We start from the raw sequence: 19,863 nt of genomic DNA on the forward strand, positions 1-19,863 counted from the left end.
AATGTTTGACATTCGACGCTACCACCGTGACCACATCAATTGTGTGAATTGCAGCAATTGCTTCGGGTACCTGACCTGGGCCAACATGTGTTGCACCAGAAACAGCACCCTTGCATGGCTCCCGACGCATACGATGAAACCGGTCAACGAATCCTGGATCCGCGACGCGGCGGCCGGTCTGCCGTCCACGCCGTCTATCGCAGCACACCCTGCCTACCCTGCAAGTACCTCCGCAACTGCGAGCACCCCGGCACCCGCCGGCGGCCTGCAGGCGACCGCCATCCTGCTGTTCGGCTACGCGATTCTGATTACCGGCAATGGCCTGCTGGGCACGCTCATCTCGCTGCGGCTGATCCAGCAGCAGACGCCGTCGCTGGTGGTCGGCGTAGTGCAATCGGCTTATTACATCGGCTTCATGGTCGGCGCGCTATGGGGCGGCGGCCTGATCGGGCGGGTCGGACATCATCGCGCCTTTGTCACGTTCGCCGCGGTCTCGGCGTGCTGCGCGCTCGGTTATGCCGCGTGGAATTCGGCCGCGACGTGGGCTGCGTTGCGCTTTGTGATGGGCTTTTGCCTCGTCGGCATTTTCACGGTGGTGGAAAGCTGGCTGCATCAGTCGGCCAGTAACGCGCAGCGCGGACGGGTGTTTTCCGCGTACATGATCACGAACTATATGGGCGTCGGCACGGGGCAGTTTCTGATCAGCCTCGCCGATCCGGCCGGCTTCGCCCTCTTCAGCCTCGTCAGCGCGCTGTTTTCCGCTTCACTGATACCGGTTGCACTGGCCGGTAACGCACCCGTGCCGACTACTCCGATGGAGGCTCCTGAGAGCAGCGGCGGTTCGCGCCTCGCACGCGGACTCTCGGGCTTGAGCACAGTCTACAGATGGGCGCCGCTCGGAGTGTATGGCTGCCTCGCCGCCGGTCTGCTGAACAGCGGTTTCTACACAATGCAGCCGGTGTTCATGCGCCGGCTCGGCTATTCGGTCACCGACGTCTCGCACTTCATGGGCTTCGCACTGCTCGCGGCGCTCCTGCCGCAATGGCCGGTTGCGAGGCTCGCCGATCTGTTCGACCGGCGCATCGTCATCGTGTCAATTACTGCGCTTGCTGCGGTGTGCAGCCTGCTGCTGTTCGTGCTGCCTGGCGGCACGCTGGTCGAGGTGCTTGGGTACGTGTATGTCAGCGTGGTGTTCTCGCTGTACGGCGTGGTGACGTCGTACGTCAACGACTGCATTCCGGCCGGCCAGCGTATCGCCGTCAGTGCCGGGCTGCTGCTGATCTTCTCGCTGGGCGCGAGCGCGGGGCCGACTTTGGCGTCGGCGCTCATGGGACTCGCAGGTCCAGGCGGACTCTATCTGTTCACGTTGCTTGTGACCGGCACGCTCGCGGGCCTCGCGCTCAGCAGTTTGCGCGCGACCCCACGCGTCAATGCGGCGCGCTGAGCCACACCACCGTCAACGACCGCACGCCTTGTGCGCCACGAATCAGCACACCTTCGATATCGGCTGTGGCCGACGGCCCCGTTACCAGCGCCGCATATCGTGCACGCTGAAAATCCGGCCGCTGGTAGACGTCCTGCAATCCATCGATCATCTGTGCAGGGTCGAGCAGCACGACCAGATGCTGCACGATATAGCCGATCGCGTTGACCACGTATTCCTGCTCGCTGAACCACACCGAGCCGGTCTCCGCGACGCCAAAGCGGGCCCGCACGACGCCCACGTCGATGTCCTGCAGCGACACCGGTGGTGTGTCGGCGCTCAACGGGCGCGTGCCCGGTACTTCGGACGTAGCCGAACACACCGAGGCCTGCGCGCCGAAACGCTCGTGGATCAACGCAAGCACGTCGGCGCCCGAAGCGGCCTCGACACACGTTCCGCCCATGCCCGCCAACGCCGCGGTGAAACGCGCCCACAGGTCGCCGCCGGTCGATGCGAACAGCGGTACCTCGGGACGCTCGCGCGCGTCCGGTTGAGCCGCACGCACTTTCGCGAGAAAAGCCTCACGCGTTGCCATCGCCACCTCCACGATTCTTCCGGTACCACGCGTGAAACGTCAGCTTCGGCGCTTCCGGCAATTCGCGCTGCCGGCCCCAGATATTGAGCGGGTTATACAGCACGAAATTCGGCAGCCGCCGCAATGCGCCGCCCATCGACGACACCGTCGCCCGGTACAGCGTTGGACTCGCCAGCAGACGCCCGGCCATCTTCAGCACTTCCTGCTTCACGAACGGCACTTCATGGCGCTCGGTAATCACCTGCCGCCACTTGTAGATCTGTTCATGGATATTGATCTTCACCGGGCAGACGTTCGTGCAACTCCCATTGAGCGTGGAAGCAAACGGCAACGCGCTATAGCGTTTCAGATCGTAGGTCGGGTTGATGATCGCGCCAATCGGTCCTGAATACGTACCACCGTATGAGAGACCGCCGCTGCGCCGGTACACCGGACAGGTGTTCATGCACGCGCCGCAGCGGATGCATTTGAGCGAATACCAGAACTCCTGCATCGCAAGCCGCTCCGAGCGGCCATGATCGACGAGGATAAAGTGCATCTCGGTGCCCGGACGCGGTGCGCGGAAGTGCGACGTGTATTGCGTAATCGGCGAGCCGAGCGCGCTGCGCGAGAGCATGCGCACAAACACGCCAAGGTCCGAGACCTTCGGAATCAGTTTTTCAATGCCGATCGAGGCAATATGCAGCGGCGGCACGTTGGCCGACAGATCCGCGTTGCCTTCGTTGGTACAGACCACCACTGTGCCCGTTTCCGCCACTGCGAAATTGCAGCCCGTCATGCCGGCCGTTTTCTCACGCACAAAATACGGCCGAGTATTCATCCGCTGACTTTCGGCGAGGTAGTGAATGTCGCTATTCTCGGGATCGGTGCCGATGGTGCGGCCGAACAGCTGTGCAACGTCGGCGCGCAGCTTGTGCACGGCGGGCACCACCATATGGCTCGGGTCCTGATGATCGAGTTGCTGGATGCGCTCGCCGAGGTCCGTCTCCATCACCGTGATGCCGCGCGGCTCGAGATATTCGCGCATCGCACACTCGTCGGTGAGCATCGACTTGCTCTTGACGAGCGTCGTCATGCCGCGTCCGGACATGATCTGGTACACCAGCTCGTTATGCTCCTCCGCGGTTGCCGCCCAGTGCACGGTCACGCCGTTCGCTTCCGCTGCGGAGGCAAACTGTTCGAGGTACTCGGACAGATGCGACAGCGTATGTTCCTTGATGCCCGAGGCCAGCTCGCGCAGCGTTTCCCATTCGGCGATGTTGTGCGCCTGCGCATCGCGCTTTTCGCGCAGGTCCCAGAGACGCTTGTCATGAAACGCCACATGCTCCGTCTTGGCGATGAAAGCGCCCGCGGCTTTTGCGTGATCGATCCGGCTCATTCGCGTGCTCCGTTCAAAACCTGCGCGATATGGATAAAACGTGCGTCCGCTTTCATCCGTTCCGCGCAACCTTGCTGGTGCATCAGGCAAGACATATCGCCAGAGACGATGTACTCCGCGCCGGCGTTCAGGTGATCGCGAACCTTGTCCTGCCCCATGCGGACCGATACCGGCTCTTCCGTCACGGAGAAGGTGCCGCCGAAGCCGCAGCATTCATCGGGACGGGCGAGCTTGACGAATTCGATGCCTTTGACGCCCTTCAGCAAGGCCAGCGGTTTTGAAAACGGCGTGCCGGCGATTTCCGAGACCGACGCCTCTTTCAGATGCCGCAACGCGCTGCAGCTGTTGTGAAGCCCTACCCGATGTGGAAACTCAGCCCACGGAAAGTCACGGGCGCCGACCACGTCGTGCAAAAACTCGACCAGTTCATAGGCGACGGCGCGTACCTTCTTCACCTCGGAGGTTTGCTCGATTGCAGTCAGATGCTCGCGCACGTGATGAATGCAGCTCGACGAAGGTCCGACGATGTAGTCGTATCCCGCGAAATTGCGCGCAAAGACCTTCTCCGCGCCGGCCGCTTCGGCCTGGGCGCCGCTGTTCGCCATTGGCTGGCCGCAGCAGGTCTGCTCCTGGGGATAGTCCACCTCGATGCCGAAGCGCTCAAGCAATTCAAGGGTGGCGATGCCTACTTCCGGATAGAACGCGTCGATAAAGCAGGGTATGAAAAGAGCGACTTTCATGGAATCGAGGGGCCGGCATATTTGAGGGGACGAAGCGCTGCGCTCCGGATGCGGGCGCATGTGCCTACTCTACTGCGGATTCCAGTCCGGCGACGTGCTGCTGGCCGCCCAAGTACGCTTTTTGTATGACTGGTCTTGTTGGTCTGACCAAGAATATAAGGAAGTTGGAGAAACGTGTCAATTTAGGCGCCAGCCTTTGGGTGCCAGCCTTGACGCGACCGCAATGGACTGGACTTACCGCGCCCTCAGCGCGAGTACCGCCCCGCAGCGTCAGGAAGGCTTGGCCGCCTCTTCTTCATACAGTTCGCGTACGAACGTCAGATGGCGCTCGGCGGCCTTGCGCGCCTTCTGGGCGTCACGTGCCATCACGGCGTCGAAGATCGCCTGGTGCTGCGTCAACAGTTGACGCTCCTTGGCATCGTCGTAATCGATCAGCCGATGGTATTGCCGCATCCCTTCCCGAATCAGCGTATGGATACCGTGGATCACATGCGCGAGCGCCACGTTATGCGTCGCATCGGCGATAGCCAGGTGAAAGGCGGCGTCCAGCTCCGGCAGGTTCGTGCGGTCGTCGGAGAGGGAGCAGGTTTTCAGTTCTTCGAAAGCGTTGCGGATCTTCTTGAGATCGGCAGCGGTGGCGCGCTCGGCTGCGTACACCGTCGCGATCGATTCAAGCCCCTGGCGCAGTTCGAGAATGTCGGCGCTGGTGCGCGGATTCTGCAGCAGCAGCTCCGCCAATGGCTTCGAGATGATCGGCGCCGTCACGTCCACCACCGTAAAACCGCCCCGCCCCGAGGTCTCGATATAGCCGTCCGCCTCCAGGCGGATCAGCGCTTCCCGCAGCGATGGACGCGATACGCCCAGTTGGGTCGCCAGATCGCGCTCGGCGGGCAGGCGGTCGCCCGGCATCAACGCGCCGTCCGAGATCAGCCGTTTGATCTGGTCGGACACGACGTCGGACAGCCGTTTGCGCGTGAAGGACTGGATCGGATGAAATTGCATGGGCAAGGTCGTAGCGGTAGAGGGTATGACGCGCTGCGTTGGTGGACAAGGCCGGCCGGCGCGTCAGGGGTGGCTTCTGGAGACGGCGGCCGCAACTGCCTGGGGCAATTATAGCGTCCGCTCTTTATGGCACCTGAGAGGCCATGAGAGCGGCCGTTGCCGTTTGCACACACCGCGCTTGAATGGCGCCCGTTAAAGAACCCCGCTAAAGCACCCTTCAATCGAACCGGCTCTGCAACAGACTAATCAACCAGCTCACAAACGCTTCGACCCGATCCGCGCGGTGCCGCCAATGCGGATAGATTGCCGAGACCTGCATCGGCGCCGCACGCCATGCAGGCAACACTTCGACCAGTTCACCCGCTTCGAGGTGCTCCTGCACGTCGTAGCGCGGAATCTGAATCAACCCCAGGCCCGACAGGCAGCAAGCGATATAGGTTTCCGCGTTGTTCACGGCAACCCGGCTGCGCATCGGCATATTGATGGTCTGCTCGCCGCTTCGATACTCCCAGGCGGCAATGCGCGCGCCGCCTGCCGACGCGTAATCGATCGCCCAGTGCTTCGGTAGATCCTCGGGTGTGTTCGGCACGCCATGCCTGGCCAGATAGGCGGGACTGGCGCAGTTGATCAGCGTCAGCGCACCAAGCGGCCGGGCGACGAGGCTCGTGCTGTCGAGCGGTCCCACGCGGATCGCGCAATCCACGCCCTCCTGAACCAGATCGATCGGCCGGTCGGTCGAGCCCAGCATCACCTGTACGTTCGGATAGCGCTCGAAGAAGGCCGGTAACGCGGGCGCCACGAGCCGCCGGGCGATCCGGCTCGGCACGTCGACGCTCAAACGCCCCGCGATCTCGGTGGGCGCCTTGCGGAACAATCCGTCGATCGCATCCGCATCCGCGAGCCAGCTACGGCTGCGTTCGAGCAGCGTCTGTCCATCCGGGGTCAGTTGAACGAGCCGGGTGGTCCGGTGCAACAGACGCGCGCCCATGCGCTGCTCCAGTTGCTGCACGGCGAGCGAGACCGTTGCGCGTGGCAGGTTCAGCGCCTTGGCCGTCTTGATGAAACTGCGCATATCGGCGACATGCACGAAGACCCGCAGCAGGTCGACCTGATCCATTGAAGTCCGGCTCCATTTGCTTTGTCACGAACCAGACTGAAGCATGAATGCTGCATAGGCACAAGCAACGTCAAAGACTCGGGAAGCCAAGGCATAGGTCGAATGCGCCGGGCCTGACAGTTAGCGCGTCGTATACCCGCCGTTGGCAAAGATCGTCTGCCCTGTGATCCACCAACCGTCGGTGACGAGGAATTTGACAATCGGTGCGATATCGCCGATTTCGGTCAGGCCGCTTTTCGTCGATTTGCTGAGTGCGGCGGCGGTTGCGTGATAGGCAGCGGACTCTTTCGATTCAGCCGGATAGAAAAACGGCGTATCCATCGGACCCGGGCCGATCGCGTTCACCGAGATGCCGCGCTCGCCGAACTCCTTCGAAGCAGCGCGCGTGTAGTGTTCGATCGGCGCCTTGCTGCCGGGATAGATCGAATAGAACGGCGTGTAAGCCGACAGCAGCGAGGTCACGATAGTGACAACCTTGCCGTTATCGGCCAGCTTCTTGCCCGCTTCCTGCAGAAAGAAGAACGCCGCCTTTGAATTGACTGCGAAGATCGTGTCGTAGTCGTGCTCGGTCACTTCGACGATCGGCTTCTTGATGACCATGCCCGTGGTATTCACCGCGATATCGATCTTGCCGAACTGCTTCAGCGCTTCGTCGAACAGCCGTGTAACGTTGGCGGGCTGGGTCAGGTCGCCCTGCACCGCAATCGCCTTCGCGCCGGCGGCCTGCACGGCGGCAACGGTTTCTTCCGCGGCGCCGCGGGTCGCATCGCTGTTGTAGTGCACCGCGACCGCAGCCGCGCCGCCCTTGGCGAGCTCACGGGAAATCAGCCCGCCCAGGTTCTTTGCACCGCCTCCGATCACGACCACCTTACCGTTGAGAGAGTGATCTGCCATGACATCCTCCGGGACATTGAGTGGGGAGTCACAGTATAGGAGCGGCAAGCGCCGCTATTGGCCGGTCGCGGCTGGATGGAAAATCCAGCAATCGTGAACAATCTGCGCGAAGCAACAAGCAGCGCTTCAGCGCGGCTCGACCAGCGCGACCTTCACGAATCCATCGGGCTGCGCCTGCAATCGCGCGGAGAACTGCTGCATATGCAAGGCCACGCGCCGCGCGTAGCCTTTGCCGCCGCCGCTGTAGCGCGACAAGGCCTCGTTGAGATCGCCACCCGAGGCGTCCAGATAGCCGCGCAAGATCGACGAGCCGATGGTCACGTTGACGACGGGGTCGGACAGATCCTTGCCGCCCGACACCAGTTGCGGATGCGCCGAGGGCAACACCTGCATCAGACCTTTCGCGCCGGCGGTGCTGACCGCGCGTCGGTTGAAGCCCGATTCGGTGGCGATCACGCCGAGCAGCAGCACCGGCGACATCGCAAAGCGATTCGCCGCATCGAGCACGGCTTGCGCGATGGTGGTGGATTCACCGCGCGCCACGCGAAATTGTCCCGACAGGATAGTTGCAATTTCAACCAGTGCCGATGCGTTGGAGCCGTCAGGCGGTTGGCTCGCCATGACCGGGGCAGCAACGTGCGGTGCATCGAGCATCGGCGCATCCGTGATACGCGGCGCTTCGGCCGCCTGCATCGCGCTCGCAAATGACAGTGTCAACGCGCCGAGCGTCAGGCCCACTACTCGTGTGGCCCGTGTGGTGCGGTTTTCCCTTCCCCTGTTCGTCTGGCTGTTCTGCATATCGCCCGCTGGCTATTCGCGTGCGATGAACAATACGTGGAACGACGTATCGGGCGAACAAAAACGTGTCTGCCCGACGTAAACAGGACATCAAAACACAAGGCATTACAACAAGGCATCAAGATCGCAGCGCGAGAATCGCTGCGACAAGACCGCCTCAGCCGGCGTTCAGCGCCGGTGCCCGGACCTGCAGACCCGCGACGAAGGCCGCGATCCGGTCGCAGGCTTCGGCCAGACGAGCTTCGTCGACCACAAAGCCGAGCCGCACGAAGCCGTTGGCCGTCTCGCCGAACGCGCTTGCGTCGAGCAGCGAGACACCCTGAGCGCGAAACAGTTGCCAGGTGAATTCGACCGTATCGAGACCGCAGCCGCTGACGTCGACCATCATGAACATGCCTGCTTCGGGCAACAGACAGCGCAGTCCCTGCACCCGGCTCAAGCGCTCATACACGACGTCACGGCGGCGCCGGTAGACTTCGCGCATGTCCGCGACGATCTGCGCCTTGTGCTCGAACGCCACAAGCGCGGCCTCCTGGATAAACCCAGGCAGGCCATACAGCATGCATAACGCGAGCCGCCCGAGATGCCCGATCAGCTCGGCCGGCCCGATCGCCCAGCCTACGCGCCAACCCGCCATCGCATGCGACTTCGAGAGGCTCGCGATCGTCACGGTCCGTTCGGCCATCCCTTCGAGCGAGGCGATACTGACGTGCTCGCGCTCGAAGGTGAGATCGGCATACACCTCGTCGGACACGACCCACAGATCATGCTGGCGAGCGAGTTGCGCGATGCGTTCCAGATCGGCACGCGGCATCACGACGCCGGTCGGGTTACACGGAGTGGCAAAGAAGATCGCTTTGGTGCGCGGCGTGATAGCCGCTTTGAGCGCATCGCAATCCAGATGAAAACCACGAGCCGGGTCGACGGGCACAGGCACCAGCGTAGCGCCCGAGGCCCGCACACAGGCTTCGTAGGTCAGATAGAGCGGCTCCGGCACGATCACTTCGTCGCCGGGTTCGCAAAGACACAGCGCCGCGGCGAAAATGCCGTTCTGCGCGCCGGCGCACAACATCACGTTTTCGACGCCGACGGAACGGCCAGTGGTGCGGGTGTGTTCGCGGGCAATCGCCGCCCGTAGCGGCTCACGCCCAACCACCGTGGTGTAGTGCGTGTCGCCGCCGCGCAGCGCTTCGACTGCCCTTTCGACGATCGCCTCAGGTGTCGCGAAGTCCGGATCGCCGACGCTCAGCACGATCACATCTTCGCCTCTCGCCCGCGCCTGTTGCGCGGCATGGTGAATCTCCCATGCGGACGTGCGCTTGCCCTGCAGGCGCTCGACCAGACTTGAATACTTCATCCCCACTCCTCACGGCAAAACCTGTCCGGCCATCAATGTAATGGGGAGTGGGCAAAACGTCCATCGTTGCGAACAATGTGCAAGGGAGAAGCCTGCGAGATTTGCTCAAAGCTGACGACGCAACTCAGCCGGCGGCACCTTCATCAGATGGCGGTACTTTGCCACTGTCCGCCGTGCGACCAGCACGCCCTGCTCGGCGAGCATGCGAGCCAAGGTCACATCCGACAGCGGATCGTTGGTGTTTTCCGCGGCGATCATTTCCTTGAGCAGCGCACGGACAGCCGCAGCCGAACAGGTGCCGCCACTTTCGGTGCCCAGTTCGCGCGGGAAGAAATGCTTGAATTCGAAGATGCCTCGCGGCGTCGCCATATACTTGTTGCCCGTCGCGCGCGAGATGGTGGATTCGTGCAAGCCAAGTTCTTCGGCGACGTCACGCAGCACCATCGGTTTAAGCGCGATCTCGCCGTACTGGAAAAACGCCTTCTGATGCGCGACGATGCATTCGGCCACGCGTTGAATCGTATCGAAGCGCTGTTGTGCGTTGCGGATCAGCCAGCGTGCCTCCTGCAGTTGCTGTGCAAGCGGCGAACGGCTTGCACCGGCTGACTGCGCGAACAGCTCGGCATACATGCGGTGAATCCGCGCGCGCGGCTGCACAGCCGGATTAATATTCACAATCCATTTATTACGCACCTGGCGAACGATCACGTCCGGCACGACATAGTTGTCTTCCGTGCGGCCATAGAAATTACCTGGCTTCGGATCGAGTTTGCGCACCAGGGCACAAGCCACGCGCAGTTCTTCCGCCGAGCAGCCAATCTGCTTTTGCAATTCGGCCTGCTCGCGGCGCGCAAGACGTTCGAGATGATGCTGGACGATCTGCAGGGCGACATCGCGACCCGGCACGTCGACGGGCATCGCATGCAGTTGCAGCTCGAGACACTCGGAGAGCGAACGTGCGCCGAGTCCCGGACGATCGAGCGACTGCACGAGGCGCAGCGCCACCAGCAATTCCTCTTCCGTCAAAGCCGGTTCGAGTTCCACGATTGCGGCCAGATCCGCGAGATCCTGGCGCAGGTAGCCGTCGTCGTCGAGCGCTTCGATCACGAACCGGGCAACTTCACGGTCACGCTGGTCGAGGCGGTACAGCCGCAGCGCGTCGTGCAACTGTTCGCGCAGCGAAGGTTGGGAGCGTGCCCATTCGGCCGGGTCGCTGCCCTCGGAATCGCCGTTCTGCCGCGACGAGTTGCGGCTAAACGAGTCACCGGAGAATTCGCCTGAGAAGTCACCGGACGACATGTCGCCCGACGATTCATCCGACGCCATGCTCTCGCGCGAATCAGCTACTGCAGTGTCGAGCATCGTATCGGGCTCGCTCGCGCTGACGGTGTCGCCAGCCGCAACCGGGATGCTATCGTCGCCGGTCGAAGAGGTTGCGAGCGCAACGTCTTCCGTGTCGGTCGCGTCGTACTCGAGAAATGGATTGGTGTCGAGCGCAGTACGCAACTCCTGCTGGAACTCGAGGGACGATAACTGCAATAGCCGCACTGACTGCTGTAACCGCGGAGTCAGTGCCAGTGATTGCCTTGTGCGTAGTTCAATTGAAGGCGGCATTGTAGTCAGTCCTTGGGATAGTTCTAAAAAAGAGGCTTGGCACTACCAGAGCAACTGTCGTACCAGCTCGCGCAAACCGCTGTTTTTTCTCATCTTTGCTTTTTCGCCAGGCTCAGGCAGGTCGCTTGCGGCGCCATTTTTTACAATTGGCCGGAAAAATGCGCAGCGGACGGCGACGCCTTTTACAGGCCCGCTCCGCGGGCCGCCACACCAGTCCCGGCAGGCTTACACGCCCTCCAGGCGACCCATGTCCGCCCTTTGCGAAGCAAACTCACACCGTTGGGCACACTCCTTGCGGCTATGGTCGTGTGGACGGATAAACCTCAGTCAAATGACAAGCGCGCCGCGCCAACGCATGCGCAACCAGCGTCAAGTGAATGAGTCGCGTATCCGGTGTCGATTAACGGCCCTGACGGAACCGTAGCGGCAACGATCCCACGCGTGTCATCGGCGGCTGGCATCCAGTTGCGATCGACCGCATAGGTAACAAGACCGCATCTCTTATCAACAACACGAAGGAGCAGTTATATGAAGACCATCCATTTTCTGAAGACCGCTGGCGTCGCTGCCTGTGTCGCTTTTGCCCTGAACGCCTCGGCCCAGACCAATGCACCGTCCGCCAGCTCGGAAACGATTGGCCAGCACGTCGACGACGGCACCATCACCACCAAGGTGAAGGCCGATCTGCTCGGCGCCAAGAACGTCAAGTCGACGCATATTCACGTGAAGACCCGCCAGGGCGTGGTGTGGCTCACGGGTACGGTGCCGACCTCGGATGACAAGTCCGCTGCAGCGGAAGTCGCGAAAGACGTCGATGGCGTGGCGAGCGTGAAGAACCATTTGAAGGTGGTGGCCGAGTAAAGCCGCCAGCAACTATTCGTTCGGACATCGCTTCGGCGGTGTCCTGATGAAAAAGGGGCCATCCGCGTTGCGGACGGCCCCTTGCTTTTGGGCTTTTAATGCGCGGCGTTTGGGCTTAGTGCTTGGCAGCCGCGTACTGGTCACGCAGATCGCGAATGCGATCGTGATTCAACAGAACGCCCTGATACTGCTTTTCCACCACGATTCGCACGTCGGCCGGCAACTCCTTGTCGAGTGCATCGTGATAATGCTTCTTCGCTACGTCCTCGCCCTTTTCACAGTCCGCGAGGATCGAGTGGTCGTCACGACCGGCCACGGCGCTCTTGACGTCTGTCCAGCCGCGATGGAGCGCACCGCTCACGGTGCCGCCAGTTTCCGGCTTGCCGCCCAGTCTCTGGACCAGGTCCTGCAACTCGCGTGCACCGCGTGTGCAGTCGTCGGCACGCGAGACAAAGAGCGACTTGAGTTGCGCATCGTGCGCGTCTTCGGCAGCCTTGCGAAAGCCACGCTCGCCGTCCTTCGATGTTTCAACCAGATCGTTCAATACAGCGGTCACGTTGGTAGACATTGCATTCCTCCGTTTCATAGTTCATCGGCCCGCTGCCGGTGGCAGCGGCTCCCATTCAATGCCGCATGACGTGTGCCCGGGCTGGGCTCGCGGGCGTCCTCACGGTGGGTGTGGAGCGATAGCGCATACAAGCCTCCGCGGCCCGCGCTTGCCCGCAAACCGCGTTTGGCAAAGTTACCCAGCCGCGTAAATGTTGCCCGGCGGCAATCGTGCGCAGACATCCGGCGGCGTGCCAAACGTCCCTCGAACTGGCTTCGGACGGCCTTCTACCGGGCCTGCGAGCGAATGCAATGCAATGGCATAGATGTTGCTGTATCCATGGTGCTGCCCGCACCGGTGTGCGCCTCCTGCGAGACAGGACGAGCCCTCCGCAATCGAAAATCAATGGGCACGCAACGACAAAGGGAGCCTCATCATGAAGATCAGGAGAGCCGAGTTTCTGCTGGCGGTGGCAATCGTCACGTCGGCTGCTGCCATGCAGGTCCGTGAATACGTACTGAGGACTGCGCCGCAAAGTGCCGCACAAACAATGAGCTGCGGCACAACGCACCAGGGGTTGGCGCCAGCGGCTTGCGAGACTATGCGCGGCGAACGTTCGGTGGACGGAGCGGCCCACCCACAGCAAACGGCCCTACGTATCTGGGTATAAGAAATCCGGGCTATAAAGAAAGCGCGGCGGCCGCATCGATTGCGACCGCCGCTTCTTTTATGCGCGGGCCATGAGTAGCCCTGCGTTATTTGTGGCCCCGCCGTCGTTAAGCTCGCTTAGGCATGCTTCTCATTGAGTTCAGGCATCGTTTCCGGCGGACGCGTGGGATCGAAATCGGCCCAACGGCCGCGTTGCCAACGTCCGTTCGCACGTTCGATTGCCGCACCGCCCGTATCGCGCAAGATACGCGCAGCGTCGTACTGGCTATCCGGCGAAACATGTACCGCGAGCAGCACACCTGAATCGCGCGTTTCGTGCTGCTGTGTCCCGTGGCGCCCTAACCTGCCCCCGCTGCGCGTATGCGACATGGCGCCGACCAGCGAGCCGACATAGGCGCCCACTCCCGCTGCGATAACCGATACGAGCAGCGGCGCCGAAAACACGGTAAAGATGCCGACGCCCACTGCCGCTCCCAGAACAGCGCCGATCGTCACGCCCTTGCCCGCGCCTTTGGGCGCCTCCGCGGAACCGGCGTCCGTGGCGGTATCGCCGCCAATCGGATAACGCGCATGCTGTCCGGTCGGATTGACGAAAAACAGCGTCACGTCCTCCTCGACGAAACCGCTGTTGAAAAGACGTTGGGCTGCATCTTCAGCGGCCGGAAACGTGGTGAAACGTGCTGCGACGATGAGTGACATAGATCCTCCTTTCATCGCGGAAAATGATTACAGACATACCCTTTCGCGGTCCTGACAAGTGTCTACCGGTCGTGGCCGGATTCCATTCCCTCGACGCGGAACAGTCCGCTATGCAGTATTACGCTTGCTCCTTCGCTTTGGTCAAGCGCCTCTGCGCACACCGAATGAATCCGCCGGCGGCCCTGCCTGAATGCGCCAAGCAAGGCGTCCTCGAGCGCTGACTCCGCGCCGAAATGATCCTCCAGCGCCTCCGCTGTGATTGCACAAATAACCGGTTCGCCGTCGACGCGTGCCGTGAACTGCACGGTCAGACTGGAGCCGTCGAACCCCGGTGCTTCGTCAGGAAAAGTAATGCGCATGGTGGCGTCCTCGTAGGCGGGCCGCGGCAGAATAATGGCGTTCATGGCGCGCTCGGTTCGAATGTCTTCACGTGGGGCCTACTCAGGTTTCTGGTGGCAAACTGTTGAGTGTTCGCAGTGCGCTGTGGGCCGGTCTGCGGAGTAGTCTGAGCCGCAAAAACCTGCGCGCCGGGCTTCGCCTGGCTGGCGGCGCCAGCTTGCGTCTGCATGGCGGCCAGCAAGGCGGCGCCCAGTCCCATCGCCGCGATCATGGCTTGTATGGAATACCGGAATCTCATGCACTTTCTCCCAGTTCATCGGGCCGATTGCGGGCCAGCCATTGCCACCGGCTGACCCGTTTCAGGGGCTCAACGCAATAGCCATTCTTAAGCGGCCTTGCGCTTGGTCAGTTGCGCGATCAACGTTCTGTTGAAGGCTGGCAGATCGTCGGGTTTGCGGCTGGTGATGAAGTTGTCGTCCTCCACCACTTCCTGATCGACCCATGTACCACCCGCGTTGCGAATGTCGTCCTGAAGGCTGGGCCAGCTCGTCACCGTGCGGCCTTTGATGATGCCCGCCGATACCGGCAGCCATGTGCCATGACAGATCACGGCGATCGGCTTGTGTGCGCTGTTGGCTGCCTTCACGAAGGCTTGTGCCTGCGGCAGCGAGCGAATCGCGTCACCGTTCACCACGCCGCCAGGCAAGACGACAGCGTCGTATTCGGCTGCGGTGGCCTTGTCAAACGTGGTGTCGACTGCGACCGAGTCGCCTTTATCCACATGTTTGAAGCCCTGGATCTTGCCCGGCTTTGCCGAGATCACATGGACCGTTGCGCCGGCCTCGGCGAGCGCGCGTTGCGGCTCCAGCAGTTCTGCCTGCTCAAAGCCGTCCAATGCGAGGACTGCTACCTTGCAGCCTTGAAGTGACTTAGCCATCAATGTTTCTCCTTTGCGAGCATGAAAATGAATCGACCGGCGCTGCGCCGGGTCTCGCCTTGAACTCGTTCACTCCGTTTCCGAAGGTATCGAGCAAGAGCTGTGCCCGTGCAACATCAGGCGGGACGCGATGCATCCGGATCGTCGGGATCGTCTGATACGTCGGGCGCAAACGGGTCGTCGACGCGGTCCGGTACGATGTCCGCGTCGGGAGAGAGCGTGGCGTCGCCGTCCGCGGCGGCGCGTTCGCCGGTGCCATGGCGGTCCGTGTCGCTGCGAAGTTCGGCGTCGCCGGTTTCAAGCGCGTGGTTGTCGAGTTCCGAGTCCACATCGAACACGTGACGCTTCGCGCCGGCCACGTCGCTGCCACTGTCGGAGGAGTCGCTCGGGCCTAACGCGCCGGTCGAACTGGCCGTCTCACGAACCTCGTGTTGCGGTTCCTCATCAGGATTCAGGGTGCTGCTCATTTCAACCTCCTTGGGTTTTTGACACCTGCACTGAAGCGCCGCAAGGAGTGTTCCGCAGGCAGTGCCGCGGACGGGCACTGCCCTTGCTTGAGGCGAATGCATGGATCGCCTGGTTAATCGACGTGTTGAGGTTGAGTCGGACAGGCTGAGTTGATAATTGAGTTGATAAATGAGTCCACCTGGCCGCGCCACTTACTACATGGATTAAAGGCAACCATGACCGCCCCGCCCCGATCTGCCCGACATCAGTCCGCGACCGTCGCTGCCAGCACAAGCGCGACGGCAGCAACGCAAAGCACAATGCCCAGCGGCTTGCGGCACGCCGACGACACACGTCCCGGCTACTCGCGCAAGCTGCTTAAAGAGGGCTTTGCCTATTTCGATGTCGCGGGCAAACGGATCGAGGATGCCGATGAAATTGCCCGTATCAACGCACTGGCGATTCCCCCTGCTTATGCCGACGTCTGGATCTGCCCTGACCCGCGCGGCCATATCCAGGCAACTGGCCGCGATGCACGTGGACGCAAGCAGTACCGCTACCACCCGCGCTGGCGCGAAACGCGCGACGCCGACAAATACGAACGCATGACGGCATTCGGCCGGGCATTGCCAAAAATTCGCGCGCGCGTGTCACGCGATCTGAAGCTTCGCGGCATGCCGGGCGACAAGGTAATTGCTGCCATCGTGCAGTTGCTCGACTCCACGCTGATCCGGATCGGTAACGCCGAATATGCACGTGACAACCAGTCGTATGGACTTACGACGTTGCGCAAAAAACATCTGAAAGTGGAAGCCGGCCGGGTTCGCTTCCGTTTTCGCGGCAAGAGCGGTATCGAGCACGACGTGACCATCGATAATCCACGCGTGAAGCGCATCGTGCTTCGCTGCGCCGAGTTGCCCGGGCACGATCTGTTTCAGTACGTCGATGAGGACGGTACGCGTCACACGGTCGGCTCGGCCGAGATCAACGACTATCTGAAACGCGCGAGCGATGCCGATTTCACTGCCAAGGACTATCGGACGTGGGCCGGCAGCGTGTATGCGTTCGCTGCGCTGCGCCGTCTGCTGTGCGATAGCGCGGCGGAGGCAAGGCGGCATGTGGTGGCGACGGTGAAAGAAGTGGCCGCGCTGTTGCGCAATACGCCAGCTGTGTGCAGACGGTGCTATATCCATCCGGCTGTGATTGCCGCGTTCGAAGCCGATGAACTGCAAGGCATTGCGAATTGCCGGCCGCGGCGAGGTCTGCGGGTCGACGAAGCGGCTTTCGCGATCCTGCTCTCGCGCAGCGCGAAGCAGGCGGCGCGACAGGCAGCTAACGGTTCGCGCAAGCGCCGCTCGTCGAGTGCTCCGGTCACCACGACGCTTGCGCGCGAGGCGGTCGATACGGCGAATTCCGTGAGCGACGCACAACTCACCGCACTCCTTACCAAATCTCGCGCCATGAGGAAATCGTCGGGCACGCCGAACGCGCCACGCGTCACGCGCGTGCGCAATTCGGCCCGCACGGCGTCGCGGCAGGCCCGGCCGACTACGACGTGACAGCGCACCTGGCCGGCCGCACCTCGCCGGCCGCACCTCGCCGGCCACACCTGGCCGGCCGCACCAATTTCCACCCCCGCTTTCGCTCGCAAAGGTGCACCATAGTGCCTCGTGGATTTCGTCACTTTCCCGGCACTATCGCTCAACCGTTTTCGGAGGAACACCATGCGCATCCAGACCGCCTTTCTGTTCGATCTCGACGGCACGCTCGTCGACAGCGTTTATCAACACGTCCTTGCGTGGAAGCAGGCGCTCGATCAGGAAGGAATCGAACTGTCGGTATGGCGCATCCATCGCAAGATCGGCATGAGTGGCGGCCTCTTCACGAACCAGCTACTGCGCGAGACGCGCAGCGAAATGAGCGCGGAGCGCATCGAGCACTTGCGGCACGCGCATGCCGAGGCCTATAAAAAGCTAGGCAACCAGGTGCGGCCGTTGCCCGGCGCTCGCGAACTGCTCGCCGCTCTGACCGAGAGCGGCACACGCTGGGCCATCGCGACGAGCGGCCGCATGGAAACCGCCGCCGTGAATCTGGCTGCGCTCGGGGTCGATCCTGAGAAAACGGTGGTCGTTACGCGCGACGCCGTCAAATACGCCAAGCCCGATCCCGATTTGTTCATTGCCGCGGCGCACCGCCTGGGCGTGCAGATTGAACAAAGCGTGGTGGTGGGCGACAGCATCTGGGACATGCTGGCCGCGCAGCGCTGCCGCGCGTTGGGAGTTGGGGTGCTGTCGGGTGGCTACGGTCAGGATGAACTCGAACGTGCCGGCGCGTTGCGCGTCTACGAAGACCCCGCCGATCTGCTGCTGCATCTCGACGAGGTCGCCGCACGGCCGTGACGGGAAAGTTCTCGTGTCGTCTATCGCGCCGCTGCGGCTACCACGGGCTGCACGGTGCGATGACCAGCATCGCGACATCGGTGGCAATCAGGCCGAGGATAAACATGGTGCTGGACATCGCGCAGATTCTCGACAAAAACCAGTCGCGCTCGGCGCGTGTGCCTTTGAGGGCTGCGGGGAAGCGCCACGGAATGTGCGCGGTACGCCACAGGTTGCGCCATGCCACGAATGTGCCAAACGCGGCGAATATCAGGCAGACAACGCTCGCGACGACGACCGTAAGCGGCGTCCAGGCCATGGCGCGCACGACGAATAGAGGCGCGCCGGCCACACAGCGCTGCCCGAGCACCATCTCGGCGATGCTCACCTGAGCAAGCCAGGCAAGCGGCGTCACGAGCAACGCGATCAGAATCTGCAGCGCGCTGATTTGCTGCGGAGCAGACTGGATAGCGGAACGCGTTGCATCCGTGTGTTGGGACTGCGGGGAATGTTGGGATTGCTGGATCTGCTGCGCCTGCTGGATCTGTGCCTGCGGGATCCTGACCGGTTGTGCGGACGCCGGCTCGCGCACAACGGTTCGGCCGGTCGGGGATTGGCTGTCAGTGTCACGGCGAGGGCCGTGACACGAGGGGGCGCGCGCATTGAATCTGTCCGCGGTCATGCTGATTCCGAAAAAGATACGGTGTTTACTGCCCTGGTTGCTGTGCAACGCAGCAAGAAACGGGCCGATTTAGCAAACTACCGAATACGTGCCCTGCCGCGGCCATATTTCGCCCGCGACGCCTCAGCCACCGTCGCCCATCGCGCAAGAATTGCAATCTGCGCGACGCTTTTTACGCGCTGTGTCATGGGTTGCGGAGCAGACCGCAGAAGCCGCCGGGCGCTCGCACAATGAAAGCGTATGGAAAGCAAGCTCGCGAGAGATATCCAGCGACGCGTCATCGAAGGAACAAGCGTTGCTGTGATGAAGGGACATCAATCTGTCCAGGGAGACACATCATGAGCATACTCAACGAAACCCGCACGAGCACCGGTGCTGGCGCCGGCGCGAAGATCGTCGGCAAAGGCAGCCGTAGCGCTGACGGGCCCGGACCGGACGTGATGGCAGCGGCCACGCTCGACGGCAACAAGGTTCTCAGCAGCGAAGGCGACGACATCGGCAAGGTCAAGGACATCATGCTGGACGTACGCTCGGGGCGCATTGCGTACGCGGTGCTGTCGAGCGGCGGCTTCCTCGGCATGGGCGACAAGCTGCTCGCCATTCCCTGGGATGCGCTGACCCTCGACACGGAACGCAAGTGCTTCCAGCTGGGCATGTCGTCGGAAAGCATCAAAAACGCGCCAGGCTTCGACAAGGATCATTGGCCGTCGATGGCCGATCAGACATGGGCAACCTCGGTCCACCAGTTTTACGGCAGCGAACCGTACTGGGGCCGCGACGATCTCGGTGTCGGGGCGACTCTGCCGGGCGGCGTGGAAGCGCCTGAGGCCGGTGGCGTCAAACTGTGACCGGAGGGTCAACCTGATGGCGGCGCTGCACCGGGTGGCGCTCCACCGCTTAGCGGTCCACCTGGTGGCGCGCCCACTCTTCATACGAGGCACAACATCATGGTCAGCAAAAAATCGAAGCGCCCCGTGGCCCGCGCAAAGTCCGGGCGACCGCCCCGCCAGCGTCATGCGCGGGCCACCGCAAGCCGCCATGCGAAAACAGGCGGTGCCCAGCAAGCGAGCCGTTCGAACCGCTGGTCGCATCACGTCATGGAAACCAGCGACGCCATGGACATCGAAGCGAATGTCTTCAAGACCGGTAGCGCGGAGTCGATTGCCGAGTCATTGAAACGCTCTTCGACGCATAGCCGGCGACGCAAGGGCACGCCCTTCCAGTCGGCCATGTCGATGCTCAATTTCTATATAAATCGCGCCGGCAAAAACCTGCCCAAAGGACGCCGCGCGACCCTCGAGCAGGCCAAGCGCAAGCTGCGTATCGCCTTCGGCCGCTCCCCGTAACGCGCGTTACGCCCCGCGGATCGGCGCTGGTTCGGCGCAA

Annotated in this window: 21 protein-coding genes; 6 read left to right on the forward strand and 15 right to left on the reverse strand. The window is 62.3% G+C overall.

Annotated elements, in window-relative coordinates:
• Positions 1-133 precede the first annotated feature (133 nt).
• Positions 134-1,444 carry an MFS transporter gene (locus P3T20_RS00205; RefSeq protein WP_429285697.1) on the forward strand — a complete coding sequence of 437 codons (1,311 nt, stop codon included), beginning with the start codon at positions 134-136 and terminating at the stop codon, positions 1,442-1,444.
• Here the strand turns inward: P3T20_RS00205 and P3T20_RS00210 are convergent.
• From P3T20_RS00210 to P3T20_RS00250, 9 genes are all read right to left on the reverse strand, one after another.
• Complete coding sequence (locus P3T20_RS00210) at positions 1,428-2,018, reverse strand: LutC/YkgG family protein (protein WP_429285698.1); 591 nt, start codon at positions 2,016-2,018, stop codon at positions 1,428-1,430. The two genes, P3T20_RS00205 and P3T20_RS00210, sit on opposite strands and share 17 nt — an antisense overlap.
• A complete protein-coding gene (locus P3T20_RS00215; RefSeq protein ID WP_074268659.1) occupies positions 2,005-3,396 on the reverse strand; it encodes a lactate utilization protein B in 1,392 nt (463 codons plus the stop codon). Before P3T20_RS00215 ends, P3T20_RS00210 begins: the two co-directional genes overlap by 14 nt.
• The gene (locus P3T20_RS00220) at positions 3,393-4,136 is read right to left on the reverse strand and encodes a (Fe-S)-binding protein (RefSeq protein WP_074268660.1); all 744 of its coding nucleotides are present in this window, start codon (positions 4,134-4,136) and stop codon (positions 3,393-3,395) included. The genes P3T20_RS00215 and P3T20_RS00220 overlap by 4 nt, the downstream gene beginning before the upstream one ends.
• Before the next feature lie 270 nt (positions 4,137-4,406).
• Positions 4,407-5,138: a FadR/GntR family transcriptional regulator gene (locus tag P3T20_RS00225; protein WP_074268661.1), complete on the reverse strand. Its 732-nt coding sequence runs from the start codon at positions 5,136-5,138 to the stop codon at positions 4,407-4,409.
• Between the two features lie 217 nt (positions 5,139-5,355).
• Entirely contained in the window at positions 5,356-6,255 is a 900-nt protein-coding gene (locus P3T20_RS00230) for a LysR family transcriptional regulator (protein ID WP_429285699.1), read from the reverse strand.
• Between the two features lie 120 nt (positions 6,256-6,375).
• Positions 6,376-7,149 carry an SDR family oxidoreductase gene (locus P3T20_RS00235; RefSeq protein WP_074268663.1) on the reverse strand — a complete coding sequence of 258 codons (774 nt, stop codon included), beginning with the start codon at positions 7,147-7,149 and terminating at the stop codon, positions 6,376-6,378.
• 126 nt (positions 7,150-7,275) lie between these two features.
• Positions 7,276-7,947, reverse strand: coding sequence for a lytic transglycosylase domain-containing protein (locus tag P3T20_RS00240; RefSeq protein WP_074268664.1), 672 nt, complete (start codon positions 7,945-7,947; stop codon positions 7,276-7,278).
• A gap of 157 nt (positions 7,948-8,104) precedes the next feature.
• Positions 8,105-9,304, reverse strand: a complete 1,200-nt coding sequence (locus P3T20_RS00245; RefSeq protein WP_074268665.1) for a pyridoxal phosphate-dependent aminotransferase — start codon at positions 9,302-9,304, stop codon at positions 8,105-8,107.
• Positions 9,305-9,409: 105 nt separating this feature from the next.
• Positions 9,410-10,918: an RNA polymerase factor sigma-54 gene (locus tag P3T20_RS00250; protein ID WP_074268666.1), complete on the reverse strand. Its 1,509-nt coding sequence runs from the start codon at positions 10,916-10,918 to the stop codon at positions 9,410-9,412.
• A gap of 528 nt (positions 10,919-11,446) precedes the next feature.
• Here P3T20_RS00250 and P3T20_RS00255 point away from each other — a divergent pair.
• Positions 11,447-11,779 (forward strand): BON domain-containing protein, encoded by a 333-nt coding sequence (locus P3T20_RS00255; RefSeq protein ID WP_074268667.1) that lies wholly within the window; start codon positions 11,447-11,449, stop codon positions 11,777-11,779.
• A gap of 115 nt (positions 11,780-11,894) precedes the next feature.
• On the opposite strand, the gene P3T20_RS00260 is transcribed toward P3T20_RS00255, so the two are convergent.
• The 5 genes from P3T20_RS00260 to P3T20_RS00280 all read right to left on the reverse strand — a co-directional run bounded on the left by P3T20_RS00260 (position 11,895) and on the right by P3T20_RS00280 (position 15,437).
• Positions 11,895-12,347, reverse strand: coding sequence for a PA2169 family four-helix-bundle protein (locus tag P3T20_RS00260; protein ID WP_074268668.1), 453 nt, complete (start codon positions 12,345-12,347; stop codon positions 11,895-11,897).
• Between the two features lie 765 nt (positions 12,348-13,112).
• Positions 13,113-13,694, reverse strand: a complete 582-nt coding sequence (locus tag P3T20_RS00265) for a hypothetical protein (RefSeq protein ID WP_074268670.1) — start codon at positions 13,692-13,694, stop codon at positions 13,113-13,115.
• A 62-nt stretch (positions 13,695-13,756) separates the two neighbouring features.
• The gene (locus P3T20_RS00270; protein WP_429285700.1) at positions 13,757-14,098 is read right to left on the reverse strand and encodes a DUF1488 domain-containing protein; all 342 of its coding nucleotides are present in this window, start codon (positions 14,096-14,098) and stop codon (positions 13,757-13,759) included.
• Between the two features lie 320 nt (positions 14,099-14,418).
• Positions 14,419-14,970 carry a type 1 glutamine amidotransferase domain-containing protein gene (locus tag P3T20_RS00275; RefSeq protein ID WP_429285701.1) on the reverse strand — a complete coding sequence of 184 codons (552 nt, stop codon included), beginning with the start codon at positions 14,968-14,970 and terminating at the stop codon, positions 14,419-14,421.
• Positions 14,971-15,086: 116 nt separating this feature from the next.
• A complete protein-coding gene (locus P3T20_RS00280; RefSeq protein WP_429285702.1) occupies positions 15,087-15,437 on the reverse strand; it encodes a chemotaxis protein in 351 nt (116 codons plus the stop codon).
• Between the two features lie 300 nt (positions 15,438-15,737).
• Between P3T20_RS00280 and P3T20_RS00285 the strand changes: the two genes are divergently transcribed.
• Together P3T20_RS00285 and P3T20_RS00290 are read left to right on the forward strand one after the other, a co-directional pair.
• Entirely contained in the window at positions 15,738-16,976 is a 1,239-nt protein-coding gene (locus P3T20_RS00285) for a DNA topoisomerase IB (protein ID WP_429285703.1), read from the forward strand.
• 165 nt (positions 16,977-17,141) lie between these two features.
• Positions 17,142-17,816 carry an HAD family hydrolase gene (locus P3T20_RS00290; protein ID WP_074268676.1) on the forward strand — a complete coding sequence of 225 codons (675 nt, stop codon included), beginning with the start codon at positions 17,142-17,144 and terminating at the stop codon, positions 17,814-17,816.
• Positions 17,817-17,853: 37 nt separating this feature from the next.
• Here P3T20_RS00290 and P3T20_RS00295 read toward each other — a convergent pair whose 3' ends face one another.
• On the reverse strand, positions 17,854-18,477 hold the full coding sequence (locus tag P3T20_RS00295) for a hypothetical protein (protein WP_429285704.1): 624 nt from the start codon (positions 18,475-18,477) through the stop codon (positions 17,854-17,856).
• A 338-nt stretch (positions 18,478-18,815) separates the two neighbouring features.
• Here P3T20_RS00295 and P3T20_RS00300 point away from each other — a divergent pair, with 338 nt between their 5' ends.
• Positions 18,816-19,325 carry a PRC-barrel domain-containing protein gene (locus P3T20_RS00300; protein ID WP_429285705.1) on the forward strand — a complete coding sequence of 170 codons (510 nt, stop codon included), beginning with the start codon at positions 18,816-18,818 and terminating at the stop codon, positions 19,323-19,325.
• A 99-nt stretch (positions 19,326-19,424) separates the two neighbouring features.
• Positions 19,425-19,823 carry a DUF3175 domain-containing protein gene (locus tag P3T20_RS00305; RefSeq protein WP_074268678.1) on the forward strand — a complete coding sequence of 133 codons (399 nt, stop codon included), beginning with the start codon at positions 19,425-19,427 and terminating at the stop codon, positions 19,821-19,823.
• The last annotated feature ends 40 nt before the right edge of the window (positions 19,824-19,863 follow it).

Origin of the sequence: Paraburkholderia sp. GAS206C (genome assembly GCF_050435645.1) — a bacterium.
In the GTDB taxonomy this organism is placed as follows: Bacteria; Pseudomonadota; Gammaproteobacteria; order Burkholderiales; family Burkholderiaceae; genus Paraburkholderia; species Paraburkholderia phenazinium_B.